17 protein-coding genes and 1 tRNA gene are annotated in these 17166 nt (G+C 72.0%); 6 read left to right on the top strand and 12 right to left on the bottom strand.

From position 1 onward, the window contains the following. Positions 1-158: 158 nt before the first annotated feature. On the bottom strand, positions 159-1205 hold the full coding sequence (locus Cba03nite_RS19270) for a coiled-coil domain-containing protein (RefSeq protein ID WP_239125867.1): 1047 nt from the start codon (positions 1203-1205) through the stop codon (positions 159-161). Between the two features lie 137 nt (positions 1206-1342). Further along, positions 1343-2137: an inositol monophosphatase family protein gene (locus Cba03nite_RS19265; protein ID WP_203747849.1), complete on the bottom strand. Its 795-nt coding sequence runs from the start codon at positions 2135-2137 to the stop codon at positions 1343-1345. Positions 2138-2175: 38 nt separating this feature from the next. Between Cba03nite_RS19265 and Cba03nite_RS19260 the strand changes: the two genes are divergently transcribed. The 6 genes from Cba03nite_RS19260 (at position 2176) to Cba03nite_RS19235 (ending at position 5827) form a co-directional block, all read left to right on the top strand. Continuing rightward, positions 2176-2520: a hypothetical protein gene (locus Cba03nite_RS19260; RefSeq protein ID WP_203747846.1), complete on the top strand. Its 345-nt coding sequence runs from the start codon at positions 2176-2178 to the stop codon at positions 2518-2520. 169 nt (positions 2521-2689) lie between these two features. After that, entirely contained in the window at positions 2690-3010 is a 321-nt protein-coding gene (gene cutA / locus Cba03nite_RS19255; RefSeq protein ID WP_203747843.1) for a divalent-cation tolerance protein CutA, read from the top strand. 142 nt (positions 3011-3152) lie between these two features. After that, positions 3153-4664, top strand: coding sequence for an MFS transporter (locus Cba03nite_RS19250; RefSeq protein ID WP_203748042.1), 1512 nt, complete (start codon positions 3153-3155; stop codon positions 4662-4664). Positions 4665-4856: 192 nt separating this feature from the next. Continuing rightward, the gene (locus tag Cba03nite_RS19245) at positions 4857-5321 is read left to right on the top strand and encodes a DUF4442 domain-containing protein (protein WP_203747840.1); all 465 of its coding nucleotides are present in this window, start codon (positions 4857-4859) and stop codon (positions 5319-5321) included. A gap of 45 nt (positions 5322-5366) precedes the next feature. Then, a tRNA-Arg gene (locus tag Cba03nite_RS19240) sits at positions 5367-5442 on the top strand. 97 nt (positions 5443-5539) lie between these two features. Then, complete coding sequence (locus Cba03nite_RS19235) at positions 5540-5827, top strand: hypothetical protein (RefSeq protein WP_203747837.1); 288 nt, start codon at positions 5540-5542, stop codon at positions 5825-5827. 97 nt (positions 5828-5924) lie between these two features. Here Cba03nite_RS19235 and Cba03nite_RS19230 read toward each other — a convergent pair whose 3' ends face one another. The 10 genes from Cba03nite_RS19230 to Cba03nite_RS19185 form a co-directional block, all read right to left on the bottom strand. Next, entirely contained in the window at positions 5925-7013 is a 1089-nt protein-coding gene (locus Cba03nite_RS19230) for a sigma-70 family RNA polymerase sigma factor (RefSeq protein ID WP_203747834.1), read from the bottom strand. A 134-nt stretch (positions 7014-7147) separates the two neighbouring features. Beyond that, positions 7148-8452, bottom strand: a complete 1305-nt coding sequence (locus tag Cba03nite_RS19225; protein ID WP_203747831.1) for an ABC transporter ATP-binding protein — start codon at positions 8450-8452, stop codon at positions 7148-7150. Positions 8453-8582: 130 nt separating this feature from the next. Continuing rightward, a complete protein-coding gene (locus Cba03nite_RS19220) occupies positions 8583-9647 on the bottom strand; it encodes a PseG/SpsG family protein (RefSeq protein ID WP_203747828.1) in 1065 nt (354 codons plus the stop codon). Beyond that, positions 9644-10372: a cytidylyltransferase domain-containing protein gene (locus tag Cba03nite_RS19215; RefSeq protein ID WP_203747825.1), complete on the bottom strand. Its 729-nt coding sequence runs from the start codon at positions 10370-10372 to the stop codon at positions 9644-9646. The genes Cba03nite_RS19220 and Cba03nite_RS19215 overlap by 4 nt, the downstream gene beginning before the upstream one ends. Positions 10373-10385: 13 nt before the next feature. Then, a complete protein-coding gene (locus Cba03nite_RS19210; RefSeq protein ID WP_203747823.1) occupies positions 10386-12152 on the bottom strand; it encodes a class I SAM-dependent methyltransferase in 1767 nt (588 codons plus the stop codon). Beyond that, positions 12149-12997, bottom strand: coding sequence for a hypothetical protein (locus Cba03nite_RS19205; protein WP_203747822.1), 849 nt, complete (start codon positions 12995-12997; stop codon positions 12149-12151). Before Cba03nite_RS19205 ends, Cba03nite_RS19210 begins: the two co-directional genes overlap by 4 nt. A gap of 31 nt (positions 12998-13028) precedes the next feature. Beyond that, complete coding sequence (locus tag Cba03nite_RS19200) at positions 13029-14153, bottom strand: DegT/DnrJ/EryC1/StrS family aminotransferase (protein WP_203747820.1); 1125 nt, start codon at positions 14151-14153, stop codon at positions 13029-13031. A 29-nt stretch (positions 14154-14182) separates the two neighbouring features. Continuing rightward, positions 14183-15160, bottom strand: coding sequence for a UDP-N-acetylglucosamine 4,6-dehydratase (inverting) (gene pseB, locus Cba03nite_RS19195; protein WP_203748039.1), 978 nt, complete (start codon positions 15158-15160; stop codon positions 14183-14185). Between the two features lie 379 nt (positions 15161-15539). Continuing rightward, the gene (pseI, locus tag Cba03nite_RS19190; RefSeq protein WP_203747818.1) at positions 15540-16589 is read right to left on the bottom strand and encodes a pseudaminic acid synthase; all 1050 of its coding nucleotides are present in this window, start codon (positions 16587-16589) and stop codon (positions 15540-15542) included. Next, a complete protein-coding gene (locus Cba03nite_RS19185; protein ID WP_203747816.1) occupies positions 16567-17118 on the bottom strand; it encodes a GNAT family N-acetyltransferase in 552 nt (183 codons plus the stop codon). Before Cba03nite_RS19185 ends, pseI begins: the two co-directional genes overlap by 23 nt. Between the last annotated feature and the right edge of the window lie 48 nt (positions 17119-17166).

Below are 17166 nucleotides of genomic sequence, written 5' to 3'. Positions count from 1 at the left end.
TCTCCTCATTGAGTGGTCCTGCCGATGCCGCGAGGTTCGTTTCCGCAGCGTTGCCGGAGTGGGTCAACCTCGTGGTCGCGGACCACGCTAGAGAGACACCTCACACGCAGCCATGTGGGCCGGACCCACAACAGCCGCCGAAGTGATGTCGTGAACAGCTAGAGGATGGACACGTGCACGTGGTTGGTGTGGTCGCCGGCCGGTGAGTCGCCGCAGTTGCCGCCCGCCGCCGAGTAGTGCTTCCACCCGGAACCGGCCACCCAGACCTTGCAGTACCAGATCACGTACATCACGCCCAGCCGGTTCGCGTTCTTCACGAAGAACGACGCCAGCTTGTCGCCGTAGAGCTTGTTCTCACCCCTGGAGGAGAAGTTCTTGAAGCCGTTCGGCTCCGAGGAGAAGTCGCAGGCCCGGCCCTTGGGGTGCTCGTACATGTCACCGGGGCGGTAGCAGGAGACGTAGTAGTGGTACCACCGCTGCGCCTGCAGGAGCGCGTGCTTCGTACGCGGGGTGATGCAGCCGTTCGCCGGCGTGGGGTCGTCGACCGAGCAGCTCTCCTTCGGCCAGCTGCCGTCCCGGTTGCGCTTGGCCGCCGCGGCGGTCGGCGCGTACGGGTCCACCCAGCCGTCGACGGCGTAGCCGCCCACCGCCGACAGCGCCCGCTCGGTCGCCTTGCGCAGCTTCGTCATCTCCGCCAGCTGCTTCGACTGCTCCTTGACCTGGGCGTCGATCGCGCCCTTGGTCTGGTCGATCTCTGTGCGCGCGGCGACGAACTCGCTGATCCGGGCCTCGTCGCGGGCGGTCATCCGCTCCAGCGCCGCCGTCCGGCTCATGAACTCGTCCGGCGAGGTCGCGTTCAGCATGACCCCGACGACCCCGAGGCGCCCGCTCTTGTACGCCTCCGCGGCGTACTTCACGATGCTCGCCCGGGAGCGCGCGTAGCGGTTCTCCGCGGCGGCCAGCTTCTGGTTGAGCTCCCGCTGCTGCGTCTTGGACGCCTCCAGCAGGCCCTCGGCCTCCAGGTACTGCGCCGCGGCGCTGTCGAGGGTCTTGCGCATCTGCGCGACCTTGCTGGAGCCGACCTCGTTGGGCTCGGCCATCGCGGCGGACGGCACGCCCGTCACCAGCACGGCGGCGGCGAGCGCCGAAACGAGGAACGCGGGAACGGACCTGAACCGTCGGCGGGGGCGCACCGTCAGGGTCACGGATGGATCCTTCCGTCTCACGCCGCGAAGGAGGGAGCGGGGTGCACGCGGCGGCGGCCGCCACGGGAGTCGGGGGCACCCGCAGACGCGCGGCCGCGTCGCAGATTACCGCAGCGTCGCCGGGACTGAAAAGTTGTTCACGCCAGCAACACGCTCCGTACCAGCCCAAACACCGCATCGTCACGACAGACGACGAGCCCCTCGCGCGGATGCACCGGGTCGTAATCAGCCCCGTCGAAGTGCTTGACCACCCCGCCCGCCTCGCGGATCACCAGCGTGCCCGGCGCGTGGTCCCACGGCTTGGCCCGCCAGAACATGGCGAAGTGCCGGGTCTGGCGCAGCAGCTCCGGATACTCCCGCGCGGCGCAGCGCAGCCCCGGGATCGCCTCCGACAGCTTCGGCAGGCGCGCCTCCACCTGCTCCCGCACCTGCGGCGGCAGGTACTTCGTCATCACCGCGCCGCGCAGCTCGTCCGGGCCGAGCGGGGTGTGGTCCAGCACCATGCGCGCGCCGTCTATATAGGAGCCCGACCCGGACTCGGCGACCGTCACCATGTCCGGCACCGGCTCGTAGATCACCGCGAGCACCGGCACGCCGCCCCGCATCAGCGCCACCATCATCCCGAACGGCTCCCGCCCCGCGGCGAAGTTGCCGGTGCCGTCGATCGGGTCGATCACCCATACCGGGCCGTCGTCGCTCATCCGGGCCAGCACCGACGGGTCCGCCGCGACCGCCTCCTCGCCCACCACCAGCGAGCCCGGCAGCAGCGCCGCGAGCCGCGCCGACAGCACCACCTCGGCCTCGCGGTCGGCGACGGTGACCAGGTCACCCGGGCTCTTCTCGACGATCTCCCCGTCGGCCAGGTTGCGGAACCTCGGCAGGACCACCGTCTCCGCGGTCTCCCGCAACACGCTCACGACCTGGTCGATCATCGTCACATCCCTATCACCGGCGGTCTATGATCGCGTACATGTTCGCACGGAGGATGGCCCGGCTCACCGCGACCGCTGCGCTCGTGGCGGCGCTCACCGGCGGCGCGCTGGCGGGGTGCAGCGGCGAGGGCGCGACGGCCAGCTGCAGCACCAGCACCTGCACCATCACGTTCGAGCGAAACGTGACCAACGCGAAGATCTCGATCCTCGGCATCGAGGTGCAGCTGGTCAGCGCCGACGACACGTCGGCCACCCTGAAGGTGGGCGGCCAGCAGGTCACCATCCAGCGCGGCGACGGCGTCAACGTAGGCGACTTCAGCGCCAAGGTCACCTCGGTCACCGACAGCCAGGTCGTCGTCGAGATCTCCCGCGCGGCCAGCTGACCCGCGCCGCTCCTGCGGCAGCCGCAGCTTCGGGGAGACTGCAGCCTCGACGGTCGAAGAGGCTGCACTTTCGGGGAAACTGCGGCGTCGACGCCTCCTCGACGGGTACACGCACGCCACCGCCGCCACGGGTGGAGCCCGCCCCGCGATGCGCACTAGCGTGACGGGCATGGGCGAGTTCGTACAGGTGGTCACGACCGTGGACGGCCGGGCGGCGGCGCAGGAGCTGGCGCGTTCCGCGGTCACGGCGAGGCTCGCCGCGTGCGCGCAGGTCGGCGGGCCGATCACGAGCACCTACCGCTGGCAGGGCGCGGTCGAGGAGGCCGAGGAGTGGGTGATCGTGCTGAAGACCACCGCCGCCGGGTACGCCGCCCTGGAGCGGCACCTGCTCGACGCGCACCCGTACGACACGCCTGAGGTCCTCTGCGTCCCGATCCTCGCGGGCAACCCGGCCTACCTCGCCTGGATCACCGACCAGACGCTGCCGTAACGGGCCGGGGTGGTCGAAACCCGACGCGACCGCCCACCCGGTGGATACGCTCTGACCTGTGCGAACGAGCGGCGGCGGGGACGGCTACACACCCGATCCGCGTCGCTGGCGGGCGCTGTCCGTGTGCCTCGTGGGCGGGTTCATGGCCCTGCTCGACGTCAGCATCGTCAACGTCGCGCTGCCGTCCATCCGGGAGGGCCTGCACGCCTCCGACAGCGCCCTGCAGTGGGTCGTCTCGGGGTACGCGCTCGCGTTCGGACTGCTGCTCGTGCCGGCCGGGCGGTTCGGCGACATGCACGGCCGGCGCAACGCGTTCGTGGCCGGGGTCGCCCTGTTCACCCTCGCCAGCGCCGCGGCCGGACTGGCCCGGGGCGCGCTGTGGCTGGTCGTCGCCAGGGTGATCCAGGGTGCGGCGGGCGGCATCATCAACCCGCAGATCAGCGGCCTGATCCAGCAGCTGTTCCGGGGCGCCGAGCGCGGTCGCGCGTTCGGCATGCTCGGCGCGACGGTCGGCATCTCCACGGCCGTCGGGCCGCTCATCGGCGGGCTGCTGATCCAGGCCGCCGGGGTCACCGAGGGCTGGCGCTGGGTCTTCTACGTCAACATCCCGGTGGGCGCGCTGGCGATCTTCCTGGCGTACCGCTTCATCCCGAAGAGCTGCGACGAGCAGCGCCGCCGGGAGAGCTTCGACCCGGTGGGGGTGGTGCTGCTCGCGCTCGGCGTGGTGCTGGTGCTGCTGCCGCTGATCCAGGAGCAGACGTGGGTCGGGCGCAGCAAGTGGCTGCTGCTGGTGGCCGGGGTCGCCGTGCTGGCCGGGTTCATCGCGTGGGAGCGGAAGTACGCGCGCACCGGGCGGCACCCGATGGTCGACCTGGGCCTGTTCCGGCGGCGGTCGTACAGCCTGGGCGCGCTGCTGAGCCTGGCCTACTTCGCCGGGTTCACCGCGATCTTCTTCATCTTCACGCTGTACCTCCAGCAGGGTCTGCACTACACCGCGCTGCAGGCGGGCATCGCGACGCTGCCGTTCGCGCTGGGCTCGGCGGTGTCGGCGAGCCTCGGCGGACCGATCGTGACCCGCGTCGGGCGCGGGCTCATCGCGATCGGGCTGGTCCTGGTGCTGATCGGGCTGGTCGGGGTGGAATTGGCCGTGGAGCTGGTGCCGGGGCGCAACGACGGGTTCGCCACGGCGCTGCCGCTGCTCATCGCGGGCGTCGGCAGCGGGCTTGTGATCGCGCCGAACCAGACGCTGACCCTGGCCGAGGTGCCCGTCGCGGGGGCGGGCAGCGCGGGCGGGGTGCTGCAGACCGGGCAGCGCATCGGGGCCGCGGTGGGCATCGCGGTGGTGGGAGCCGTCTTCTTCGACTCGATCGCGGCCAGCCACGGCGACTTCGCCACGGCGTTCCGGCACGGGCTGTGGGTGACCATCGCGTTCGTGCTGGTCTCCCTGGTCATCGCACTGGCCGACGTACGCGCGAGCCGCCGCGCGGCCGCCGTCCGCGTATCCGGCGCCCATCGCGCGTCGCAGGCCGCTCCCGGTTCCGGTTCCGGTTCCGGTTCCGACGACACCACGCGGCGGCTGCGGCCCGCGGTGCCAGGGGACGGTGGGCCGATCGCCCCCACCGGCCACGACCTGGGCTTCGAGCACACGCCCTGACGCCGGACAGCTCCCCACCCGGCACCGCCCGCGCGCATGATCGGCGTCTTGTGTCGGAAAGTGCGGTCACGCCCCAGGTTTGGACACGAACTCGCGATCTTGCACGGCGAGCCGTCGCCGAACCACACCGTCGGGCTCCGGGCGGCGGGCCGACCTTGCCCGAGGACGTTACCGGTCAGTAACATCACGTCCATGACGATCGACACCGCTGCCGTCGCCGAGGGCATGCTCGCCCGCGTTCCGTTCGCCCGTACGCTCGGCATCCGCTTCACCAAGGTCACCGCGGACGCGGACGGCGCGGTCGCCGTCGTCGAGCTGCCCGACGATCCCGCGCTGCACAACCACGTGGGCGGCCCGCACGCCGGCGCCATGTTCACGCTGGCCGAGACGGCCTCCGGCGCGATCGTGCTCGCCGCGTTCGGCGACCAGCTGCACCGGGCCACGCCGCTCGCGGTGCGCGCCACGATCGCGTACCAGAAGCTCGCGATGGGCGTGGTCAGCGCGACCGCGACGCTCGACCGGGCGGCCGCCGACGTCGTCGCCGAGCTGGACGCGGGGCAGCGGCCGGAGTTCGACGTGCTGGTCACGGTCGCCGACGCCGCGGGCGTGACCACGGGCGAGATGACCATCACCTGGACGCTGCGCCCGAACCGCTGAGGCCTGTGCGAAAATCCGCGCGGAGGCCAGGTAGTCTGACTCCGCGCCCTCGTAGCTCAGGGGATAGAGCGACGGTTTCCTAAACCGCAGGTCGCAGGTTCGATTCCTGCCGGGGGCACCACGTCAGACCACTCTCACGATGCTCCGCGCCGTGTCGGCGTAGCCGTGCGATCCCGCCCGGTCCCCCGCCGCCGCGTTGAAGACGGATACTGCGCTGCATGGCCATCGGCAGCATGCAACGCCGTGACGAGCGGAAGTCCCGGATCGCGCAGGAGTTCCGGGCGCGTGACGTGGAGACCGTGCTCGACCTGCTCCACCTGACGGACATGGCGTGGCACGACTGCTACGGCCCTCATCAGCTGGAGATCCCGCCGGACGTCCTCGACGACGTCCTGCTGCTCGCACGGGGCGATCTCGCGCGGCTGGTCCGGCTCTCACTCGCGGCCGTCCAGGACTTCCGCGATCTCCGCGTGGCCGCTGACGAGCAGCGTGCGGCGGCTCTCTAGTCCGGGCCGGCGGCCGTGCGCCGCCGGGCCGACGGCTCTGGACCGGCAAGCCCAGCGTGGCTCCGATCGCTGTCGAGCGGAGCCACACCGGTCGGTGCTACTGCATGCGGCAGGTGCCGGGCGGAAGTTGTGGTGCACCGAGGATCGCCATCGCCTGCCGCATCTCGGTCGGCGTCGCCAGCTGCTTGAACTGGCCGCCCAGCACGATGTCCACGTCGTCGGTCTGCCGCTGCAGATCGAACTCGGTGGTAGCCCCGTTCAGCAGGTATGCCTCCACCAGCCGGGCGTCCCCGACCGCCTTCGGGCCGTAGCGGAGAACCGCGACCTCGTCGGCGTACGCACCGCGGATGTCGCCGATGGTCTTGACAGCGAATCGGCGGTTCGTCAGGTCCGCACGGACGTTGGCGGCCAGGTCGACGACGTCGGTCCCGTTGAATACGTTGACCGTCACCTCCGACTCGGAGTCGGGCAGCCTGAGGTCGGCCGGGACCTGGCCCGGAGCGCATCCGGCGGGAAGCGACGGGCTGGGCGTGGGCCCGAGCGGGTCGGGGGCGGCGAACGGGCGCCATGAGGTGACCACGGTCAGCACGAGGGCGGCGGCGAGCAGGCAGGCGGCCGTGGTGACGGCGAGCTGCGTCCGGCGGCGGGCCTGGCCGCGCGCCACGATCTGCTGCGTGGCCGGGGTGGCGACCTTCGGCGCCTCGATCTCCAGGATGGCCGCGAGCGCGGTCCGGCCCCGGGACAGCCACGACTTCACCGTGCCGGACGGCACCTGCAGCTGCACGGCCACGTCCTCGACGGCCATGTCCGCCAGGTAGTGCAGCACGAGCGCCTCGCGCTGGCCCTTGGGCAGCCGGCGCAGCGCCGCGACGACCATGACGTGGTCGGGGTTGACGTCGGGGGCGAACTCCTCGCGTTGCCGGTCGAGGTACTTGCGGGCGGTGCGGATGCGGCGCCAGCGGGAGTTGGCCAGGTTGATCGCGACGCGCCGGACCCAGGCGAGCGGGTCGTTGTACTCCGACACGGTCTGCCAGCGCTGCCAGGCTCGCGCGAACGCCTCCTGGGTCACGTCCTGGGCGGCGCCCATGTCGGCGGTGAAGGAGTACACCAGCAGCACGGTCGGTGCGAAGCAGGCCTGGTAGAAGCCTTCGAAGTCGTCGGCGGACACGGCCGTCGCGGTCGTCATGCCCTGTCACACTTCCCGGACCCGCACCAGGTTGCACCGCCCCAAGAAAGATCGCCGCCTCGTGTCGAGAAGTGCGGTAGGACCACACTTTTCGACACGAGACGGCGATCATGGCCGTGGAGGCCTAAAGCAGATCAACGCCACCCGACGTCGATCCGGTCGCCCCGCTCGTCGAAGAAGTGCAGCGCGTCCATGCGGACCGCGATGGACAGCGGGTGCCCGGAGCTGATCTGCGGGTACGGCGCGAGCCGCACCGCGAGCTCGGCGGCGCGCCGGTGGTGGCGGCCCGGGTCGGAGAGAACGCTCTCCCGCTGGGCAGGGCGCTCGGCGACGGTGGTCGCGCCACCGTTGCTCCGGCCCTTCATCCGGTTGATGACGTGGCCGAAGCGGCGCAGCCGGGAGCCATGCTCCTCGGCCTCGGCGGCGGAGCGGCCGATCTCGTCGACGACGACGGCGGTCGCGCCGATGTCGACGAAGGCCAGCGACTCGTGGCCGTGGTGCTCCAGGTAGCGGATGCGGCCCTGCAGCACGTCGCCCGGGGTGTCGGGCGCCACGGGCGTGATCGCCTCGGCGCGTACGCCGATGACGATGCGCTCGCCGTGGAAGTGCGACACGGCGCGGGCGCGGATGTCGTCCCACTTGAGGTACAGCGACTGCTCGCCCAGGTTGAGCTGGACGTAGCGGTCGAGGTGCACGTAGACCGACGCCTCCAGCAGGTTCATGCGCGGGCTGCCGAGGAACGCGGCGACGTAGAGGGTGGCCGGCTTGCCGTACACCTGCGTCGGGGTGCCCACGTCCTGCAGGACGCCCTTGCGCATGATGGCCACGCGGTCGGCCATGGTCAGCGCCTCGGCCTGGTCGTGCGTGACGTACACGGTGCTGACGCCCAGCTCGCGGACCAGGCCGGAGATCTCGGCGCGCAGCTCGGCGCGCAGACCGCTGTCCAGGTTGGACAGCGGCTCGTCCATCAGGAAGAGCCCGGGGCGGCGCACGATGGCGCGGCCCATGGCCACCCGCTGGCGCTGGCCGCCGGACAGCTGGCTGGGCTTGCGGCCCAGCACGTCGCCGATGCCCAGGGCGCTGGCCACGTCGGCGACCCGCTCCGCCCGCGGCTCCGGCTCGACGCCGGACAGCCGCAGCGGGAAGCCGATGTTCTCGCCCACGGTCATGTGGGGGTAGAGCGCGAAGTCCTGGAAGACCATCGCAATCCGGCGATCACGCGGCGGCAGCTGGTTGGCCAGCTGGCCGTCGAGCATGATCGCACCAGTGGTGGGATCCTCCAGTCCAGCGATCATCCGTAGCACAGTGGACTTGCCACAGCCGGAGGGTCCCAGGAGAACCATGAATTCACCGTCAGCCACATCGAGGCTGACGTTGTCCACCGCCACCGTCCCATCAGGGAACACCTTGGTGACGTCTTTGAGCGCGACGGTAGTCACCGTCTCCTCCCACAGCCCTCGATCCGGCCCCGAAAGTGGCTACTCTCACGGAAAATAACCCCACGTCATATCGGGTAAACGTTCCATGTTCCCTGCGTAACAACAGGATTACTCGATCACGTAACAATCGTCACGCTGAGTGATGGCGGCGGGAGGCGACGAGAGCGAGCAGCTCATCCGCCACACGGGCCCGACCAAGCCCGTCTACTGCGCCAAGAGCCCGCGCGGAGGCCGCGGCGCGGGCGTTCGGGGAAGACAGAAGCCGTCGCAATGTGTCACGGGCGGCAACGGCATGCGAACCGTCCGGATCGGTCAGGTCGGACAGATGGCCCAACCCCGCGGACAGTCCCCGGGCAACAACCCGTTCATAACCGAGTTCCTGGTTGTCGACGACCCACACCAGCGCGGCCGCCGCGCCGAGGCACAGCAGCTCCCAGGTCGAGGTGCCCGACGCGCTCACCACGAGATCGGCCTGCGCGACCAGCGTGGGCAGCCGGTCCGTCGGCGCCAGCACGTGCATCGCCTGATCAGCACCCACCGGCAGGGACAGCAGCTGCCGGTGCAGCGCGGGGGTGCCCGCCACCACGGTCAGCTCCAGCGGCAGGCCGGTGCCCAGCACCAAGCGGCACAGCGGCGGCGCCGCGCTGAACGCGTCCGTGCCGCCGAAGAAGGCGAGCACCTTCGGCCGGGCCGCGCCCGGATGGCGGACCGGCGCCCTGGGCCGCAGGCGCAGCACGTCGTCGCGCAGCAGCACGTAGCGCAGGCCGGCCAGGCGGACCGCGTCCGGCGGCAGCGGGGGCGCGGCCAGCTCGGCGTCGAGGTTCTGGTCAAGGTAGAGGTCGGCGTCCTGGCCGCGCAGGTCGCCGTCGACCACGGCCAGCACCGGCACGCCCCGCTCCCGCAGGGCGCCGGCACAGGCCGGATCGAGGGTGTAGGAGTCGAGCACCATCGCGGCCAGCCCGTGCTCCTTGACGGCCGCGACGGCACCGTCCGGTGTGTCCGGTCCGGGCACCCGCGCGAACCCCCGCCTGGCCAGCTGCTCCTCTGCCCAGGGCAGGCCGCCGGTGTCGCCGAGGAACACCGGCCGCACGCCCCGGCCCGCCAGCTCCTCGGCCAGCGCGACGCAGCGCACCAGGTGGCCGACGCCCCGGGTGGCCCCGGCGTCGCAGCGCAGCCCGACGCGGACCGGCGTCATCCCCGCTCCAGCGCCTTCTGCTCCACATGTGCGTTGTACGCCACCACCTCCGGGTGCGCCGACAGCCACTCAGCGAGCTTGGCCAGCGGCACGCTGCTGTCGCCGAACTCCGCCACCACCGCCTCGACCAGCAGCCAGTCCTCCGGCGTGTCCAGGGTCAGCCGCAGGCCGGTGCGGTCCGGCGGCAGGGTCAGGCCCAGCACCCGGAACCGGTCCGGATGGGTGTACGCGTACGACGTCACATGCACCCGGTGGTGCTCCGTGGCGAGTGTGTCCAGCGTGCGCAGCGTGTCCGCCCGGATCACCTCGACGTCCAGCCCGCGCGGCAGCATCCGGGCCAGCGACGTGCTCAGGTAGTCCAGCCCCGGCACGGCGCGGAACACCCGCCCGCCCAGCGCGACGATGTCCGGGTCCAGCAGCGGGCAGTCCGCGGTGAACCGCATGACCGCGTCGGCCGGGTGGGCGTCGAGCGCGCCCAGGAAGCGGGTCAGCACGTCGTCGACCGGGCCGCGGTGCCAGGCCACGCCCAGCCGCGCGCACTCGGCCACGACCGCGTCGTCGGCCTCCTCGGTCGTGGTCGCCACCACCAGCTCGTCGACCGCGCCGCTCTCCCGGGCGGCGCGGACCACCCGGCCCAGCACGGTGCTGCCCGCCAGCGGCCGCAGCACCTTGCCGGGCAGCCGGGTGGAGCCCATCCGGGCCTGGATCACGCCGAGCATCCGCATGCGAGGTCCCCCTTCAGCGCCGCAGCAGCCGCTTGGCCAGGCCCTTGGCCTTGCGCAGCGGGTAGATCAGCAGCTTGCCCAGCCGGAAGCTGAACGAGCCGCTGAGGATGTCGAGCTTGTCCTCGGCGTGCCGGAGCGCCTTCTCCCGTGATTCCAGCAGCTCCTCGGCCCACGCCACCCGCGACACGGCGTGGGCCAGCTCCTCGCGCAGCCGGTCGTTGGCGGCGTGCAGCTCCCGGTGGCTGTCCAGGTCGAGCGGCGGGGTGCCGGGGGTGACCGCGGCCAGCCGGTCGCGCAGCCGCTCGCGGCCGGCCTCGTCGAGGCCGTGCGCGGCGGCGCGCAGGCGCGCCTCCAGGTCGACGGCGGCGGCCAGCACGGGCCGCTCCAGGGTGTGCCCCGCCATGCCCGCGAGGATCACCACCAGGGAGTCCGCGTCGACCAGCATCGGCCACGGGTGCGAGTAGCCGCCGGTGATCAGGCGTACCGCGAACGTCCGCAGCGACCGGGCCAGCGCCACGTCCAGCGGGGCGCGCACGGTGGTGGACCAGGTCGGGTCCCACGGGGTGAAGCCGTCGCCGTCCAGCAGCAGGTCGCCGGGACTCGCCCAGAGCGACACACCGCCGACCGTGCCGTCCTCGCCCGCGCCCTCGGCCAGCCAGGCGGCGTAGCGGGTCAGCACCCGGGCCAGCTCGGGCAGGTCACGGCGCAGGCACAGCTCGATCAGCTGCTCCTCCAGCAGCCTGCCCCGCGGCAGCGGCCCGGCCAGCGCCGCCGGGTCCCGGTACACCCCGTCGCGGCTGCGCAGCGCCGTGTCGCCGAGGACGTGGCGGGACCAGCCGTGCTCGGCGCGGACCACCTCGTAGCGCACCGGGTGGGGCACCGTGGCCGCGTCGGCGACGACCACGCGCTGGCGCGGGATGAGCGCCCCGGCGCGGGTCGCGGCCACCAGCCAGACCGGCGCGAACTCGGCGGCGGACCCGGCGCGCAGCGCGCTGCCCGCCAGCGCGCGCGGGTCGCTGAGCACCGGGCGGCCGGCGAGCTGGGCGCCGTACGCGGCGGACACCGCGATGCGGACGAACCCGGCCAGGTGCGGATCGGCCAGCCGATCCAGCGGCGCGAGCACCGACGGCTCGTGCGCGGTCGGGAAGCCCGCCATCGGCTCGGCGACGGTCAGGCCACGCCCGGCCAGGCTCGACACCAGCTCGCCGGGTGAGGCGGGGCGGGTGGCGTCGTAGTCGCCGAGCGGCGTCCAGTCCGCGTCGGTGCGCTCGCCGTACCAGGGGGACATGCGGACCAGGCGGTGCACGCCGAGCAGGTTCTCCTGGGCCAGCAGCAGGGTGCCGCCGGGGCGCACCGCGGCCGCGACCAGGTCCGCGGTCTCCGCCCAGCTCAGCGCGGCCCCCTCGACCGAGGGCAGCCGGTCCAGCCCGTCGCACGCGACGACCAGGTCGTACGTGTCGGACGGGTCGAGCTTGGCGACACTGCCGCACAGGACCGTCACCCCGGGCAGCCGCCGGGCCAGCGCCTCGGCGTCCGGATACGCCCGGACCAGGCAGGTGACCTGCATCGGCGCGTCGGCGAGCAGGCCGATCAGCGCCTGCTCGTGCGGTCCGGCCACCAGCGCCCGGCCGCCGGGCCGGACCAGGTCGCGCAGCACCTCCTGCAGCGCCGGGCCGCTCGCGGGGCGCCGGTCGGCGGCCGGCTCGTCATCGGTCCAGACCAGCATCTCGCCGCCGATCAGGCGGAGGTTCTGCGGCACGGTGGTGGTCGACGGGCTCATCGGCCTGCTCCTGCGGGGGTGTGGAGGTGCTCCCAGCCGAACAGGCGGCGCAGGGACGCGGGTGAGGTGAGATAGGCCGTGCCGAGTTCGTCGTCGGCGATGGCGCGGGCCACGGCGTGGTCGACGTGGGTGCCGTGCAGCTCCGGCCACTGCCGCCGGATGCGGGCCACGCCGCCGAACGTCGGGTCCTCGGCGTGCAGCACCATCGGGTCGCCGTACACGGCCGACTCGCAGCCTGCGGCCAGGCCGTAGAACAGCGCGCTGCTGACCCGGTTGGACGCCACGCGTTTGTGCTTACGCAGCTCGGTGAGCTGGCCGAGCAGGAAGTCCGGGTTGGTCTGCCGCCACCAGTGCCCCCGGTAGCCGTGGCAGATGACGCGGAAGCCGGCCCGCTCGTAGAGGCGGCGGATGCGCCGGGTCTGGAACTCCGCCCAGTACAGGCAGACGGTGACCGGCCCCTCCTCGACGTCCTTGATGGTGGCGATGAGGCGGCGGTGGTCGCCCTTGACCTCCTGCCCCTCCCAGCCGTGGAACGGGTACCAGACGGTGCCCTCGCGGGGCGGCGCGTCCGGCGCCTCCGGCTCCAGGGCCAGCAGGTAGATCCAGGGGGCGCCGACCACGGTCACGTTGCGGCGGCCCAGCGACCACGCCCGGCGGCGCGTCTGCTCGGACCACACGAAGATCGGGGCGCCCTCGACGTACGGCGTGCCGGGCGCGAGCCCGTCGCCGATGTTCCAGCCGTGCTGCAGGTAGCCGAGCATGCGCGGCGGCGCGTCCAGCTCGCCGAGGTCGCAGTACCGGGCGAGCACCTGCGCGTGGCCGTAGAAGTGGTTCGCGTGATGCACGAGTCGTCCTGAGGAGAGGGGTCGGATCGGCCTAGCGCAGCGCCGTGACCAGCGCGTCGATCACGCGGTCCTGGTCGGCGTCGGTGAGGTCCGGGAACAGCGGGAGCGACAGCTCCTCGGCGTAGAAGCGCTCGGCATTGGGGCACATGCCCCGGCGGTAGCCGAGGTCGGCGAAGACCGGGTGCCAGTACACCGGGATGTAGTTGACCTGCACCCCGATGCCCGCGGCGCGCAGCTCGTCGTAGACCTCGCGGCGGCGGCCGTCCAGCACCCGCACCGGGTAGAGGTGCCAGGCCGGGTCGACCCAGGCCCGCTGCACCGGCACCCGCAGGCCGGGCACCCCGGCCAGGGCCTCGTTGTAGCGGGCGGTCAGCTCCGCCCGGCGCGCCTTGAACGCGGCGAGCCGCCGCAGCTGGCTGCGGCCCAGCGCGCACAGCACGTCGGGCAGCCGGTAGTTCAGCCCGAACGTGTGCACCTCCTGGTGCCAGCCGCCCTCGTCGGGCTCGCGCAGCTCGTCGCGCTCGCGCACCATGCCGATGCCGCGGAACCGCTTCGCGGCGGTGAGCCGGGCCGGGTCGGCCGCGGCGACCGCACCGCCCTCGGCCGTGGTCAGGTTCTTGGTCGGGAAGAACGAGAACGTGGTCAGGTCGGCCAGCGAGCCGACCGGGCGCTCCCGGTACACCGAGCCGATGGCATGCGCCGCGTCGGCGATCAGCAGCGCGTCCGCGTCGTCGGCGACCTTGCGCAGGTCGTCGTACTCGGCGGGGTGCCCGGCGTAGTCCACCGCGGTGATCACCCGGGTGCGCGAGGTCACCGCGGCGGCGGCCGCGGCCGCGTCCAGGTTGGCGGTGTCCTCCTCCACGTCGGCGAAGACCACGGTGGCGCCCTGCGCGATCGCGGTGGAGGCGGTCGCCACGAAGGTCATCGGTGTGGTGACCACCTCGTGGCCGGGGCCGATGCCCGCCGCCGCGTACGCCGTGTGCAGCGCCGCCGTGCCGTTGCTGACCACCGCGCAGGGCACCCCGCCGGTCCACCCGGCCAGATCCTCCTCGAACCCGGTGACCTGCGGGCCGGTGGTGAGCCAGTCACCGCGCAGCACCTCGGCGACCGCGGCCACGTCCGCGTCGGTGATCGACTGCCGTCCGTAGGGAAGCATGGTTCCTTCCTCTCGCCCGAGGGCGGCCGTCAGGCGTCGGCGCCGAGCAGGTCGCGCATCTCGTCGACGCCGAGCCACATGTCGTTGTTGTCGGAGCGGTAGTTGAAGTCCTCCGGCACCGTCGCCCCGTCGGCCGGCGGCACGTAACCCCACTCGGCGATGGTCGGCTGCACCACGTACCGGTCGGCCAGGCGCAGGGTCCGGTGGGCGTCGCCGAGGGCGATCATCTCCTCGTGCAGCTTCTCGCCGGGGCGGATGCCGATCTCGTGGATCGGCGCGCCGGGCGCGACCGCCTCGACCAGGTCCAGGATGCGCATGCTGGGGATGCGCGGCACGTACAGCTCACCGCCGTTCATCAGGTCGAACGAGTCGACGACGAACTTCACCGCCGCCTCCAGCGTGATCCAGAAGCGCGTCATCCGCTTGTCGGTCACCGGCAGGCTCTGGCCCTCGGCCTGGAGCTGCTTGAACAGCGGCACCACCGAGCCGCGGCTGCCCATCACGTTGCCGTAGCGCACCACCGAGAAGCGGGTCGGGTGGTTGGCGGCGTAGTGGTTGGCCGAGATGAACAGCTTGTCGGCGACGAGCTTGGTCGCGCCGTACAGGTTGATCGGGCTGGACGCCTTGTCGGTGGACAGGGCGACGACCTTCTGCACCCCGTTGTCGATCGCGGCCTCGATGACGTTCTGCGAGCCGCCGACGTTGGTGCGCACGAACTCGAACGGGTTGTACTCGGCCGTGTCCACCTGCTTGAGCGCCGCCGCGTGCACCACGTAGTCGACGTTGTGCATCGCCCGGGTCAGCCGCTCGCGGTCGCGCACGTCCCCGATGAACCAGCGCAGCCGCTCGTCGTTGCCGAACATCTGGCGGACCTCGTACTGCTTCAGCTCGTCCCGCGAGATGACCACGAGCCGCTTCGGGTCCAGGTGCTCCAGCGCGTACCGCAGGAACGCCTTGCCGAACGAACCCGTGCCACCGGTGATCAGAATGGACGAACCCCGCAGCACACTCACTTGTCGCTCCTTGCACGTCAATGGAAATCGCCCGACGAGAAAGGTGCCAGGCGGCCGGTGAGAATCCGGTGCCGTGCCAACATAATCGCAGATCCAGCGCCTGGATACGCTTGCAATGCGAAGTTTCCCCAGTGTTCAACACGGACGATCGAGGATCGTTTCCACGATGCCGAACAGCGCGTTAACAGCACGCGCCGCGCGCTTATAGAACCGGTTAACGAGACCGGCGAATGGCGCCCCCGAGAGACGCGATACAAAGAATTCTGGGCCTTTCCCGGCCTCCCCGCCGCGAAAAGCCCAGAATCCGTCCGACGATCCCCCGCCGCCGCGCGAGGGGCGGGCCGCGGCGGCGAAGCCGTGGCGGGCGCTGGGGCTACACCAGGTCCCAGGTGAGGGGGGTGCCCTTGGTGGCGGGGCGGGTGAAGTGGCGGCCCAGGACGTTGTCGATCTCGGCGGGGGGCAGGCCGCCGGCGGGGCGGATGGAGCGCACGTTGTCGGCGCTGACCAGGTCACCGGCTTGCACGTCAGCGACCACGTAGAGGGAGCGGCGGAAGCGCAGCCCCTCCTTCTCGCTGTCGGTCGGGCCGATCCGGGTGCCGCCGAGCGCCTGCCAGGCCCGCTCGCTCTCGGCGACCAGCGCGGCCAGCTCGCCGGGGTCGAGAGAGAACGCCGAGTCGACGCCGCCGTCGGCCCGGTCCAGGGTCACGTGCTTCTCGATGACGGTCGCGCCCAGCGCCACCGCGGCCACCGGCACGCCGATGCCCATGGTGTGGTCGGACAGGCCGACCTGGGTCCCGAACGCCTCCGCCAGCACCGGGATGCGGCGCAGGTTGCTGTCCTGCGGCGGCGACGGGTAGGACGCGGTGCAGGCGAGCAGGACGATCTGGTCGTTGCCCGCCGCGCGCGCGGTCTCGACGGCGGCGTGGATGTCGCCGACGGAGGCCATACCCGTTGAAATGATCATCGGTTTTCCGGTGCTCGCCGCCAGGCGGATCAGCGGCAGGTCCACCAGCTCCGAAGAGGCGATCTTGTAGGCGGGCGTCTGCAGCGACTCCAGCAGCTCGATCGCGGTGTGGTCGAACGGCGAGGAGAACACCGTCAGCCCCTGCCGCCGGGCCCGCTCGAAGATCGCCGGGTGCCACTCGTACGGCGTGTGCGCGCGCTGGAAGAGGGCGTAGAGGTTCTCTCCGCCCCACAGGCCGTGCTCGTCGGAGATGCGGAACGCGGGCGCGTCCACGTCGATGGTGATCGTGTCCGGCGTGTACGTCTGCAGCTTGAGCGCCTGCGCGCCGCTCGCGGCGACCGCGTCCACGATCTGCAGGGCGCGGTCGAGCGAACCGTTGTGGTTGCCCGACATCTCCGCGATGACGAAGGGGCGGTGCTCCGGCCCGACGAGGTGATCACCGATCTTGATGGTGGGCATGCGCCGCACTCCGTTCCGTTCCACGAGGGCCGCGCCGGTCGGCGGCGGCCAGCTCCGTCCAGACGACCTCCTGCGGCTCGCCGTCGATCACGCACTCGTACCGGCGCGTCGCGGTGAACCCGAACCGGCGGTGCAGCTGCAGCACGGGGGTGTTCCAGGCCAGCGTCTCGCCGCCGAGCCGGTCCACGCCGAGGGTGTCGAAGGCGAAGTCCACCGCCTCCCGCTCCAGCTCAAGCCACGCGGGGAGCAGCTCGCCGCGCCCGGTGAGGCCGTCGACGTCGAGGTAGAAGCCCCAGATCACGCCGCGTTCGGCCGAGCGGCGGCCGTCGAACATGACCACGCCGGACGGGCGGCCGCGCCACTCGAAGACCAGCACGTGGCGCAGCGGGTCCAGGGCGACCGCGTCCCACCAGGCGGCGTGCTCGGCGGGCTCGATCACGTGGGTGGTCAGGCTGGCCCGGCGGACCTGGGGGTGGTTGCGCCAGCGCAACACCTCGTCACGATCCTCAGGTGTCGCGTAACGGAGCACGCGGACACCCTACCCAGCACAAACGCCCCTAGAGGGCACGTTCGGAAA

The sequence above is a fragment of the Catellatospora bangladeshensis genome, from assembly GCF_016862575.1.
GTDB classification, from domain to species: Bacteria; Actinomycetota; Actinomycetes; order Mycobacteriales; family Micromonosporaceae; genus Catellatospora; species Catellatospora bangladeshensis.
The sequence above is the reverse complement of the archived record's forward strand: the minus strand, read 5'-3'. Positions and strand labels throughout refer to the sequence as shown.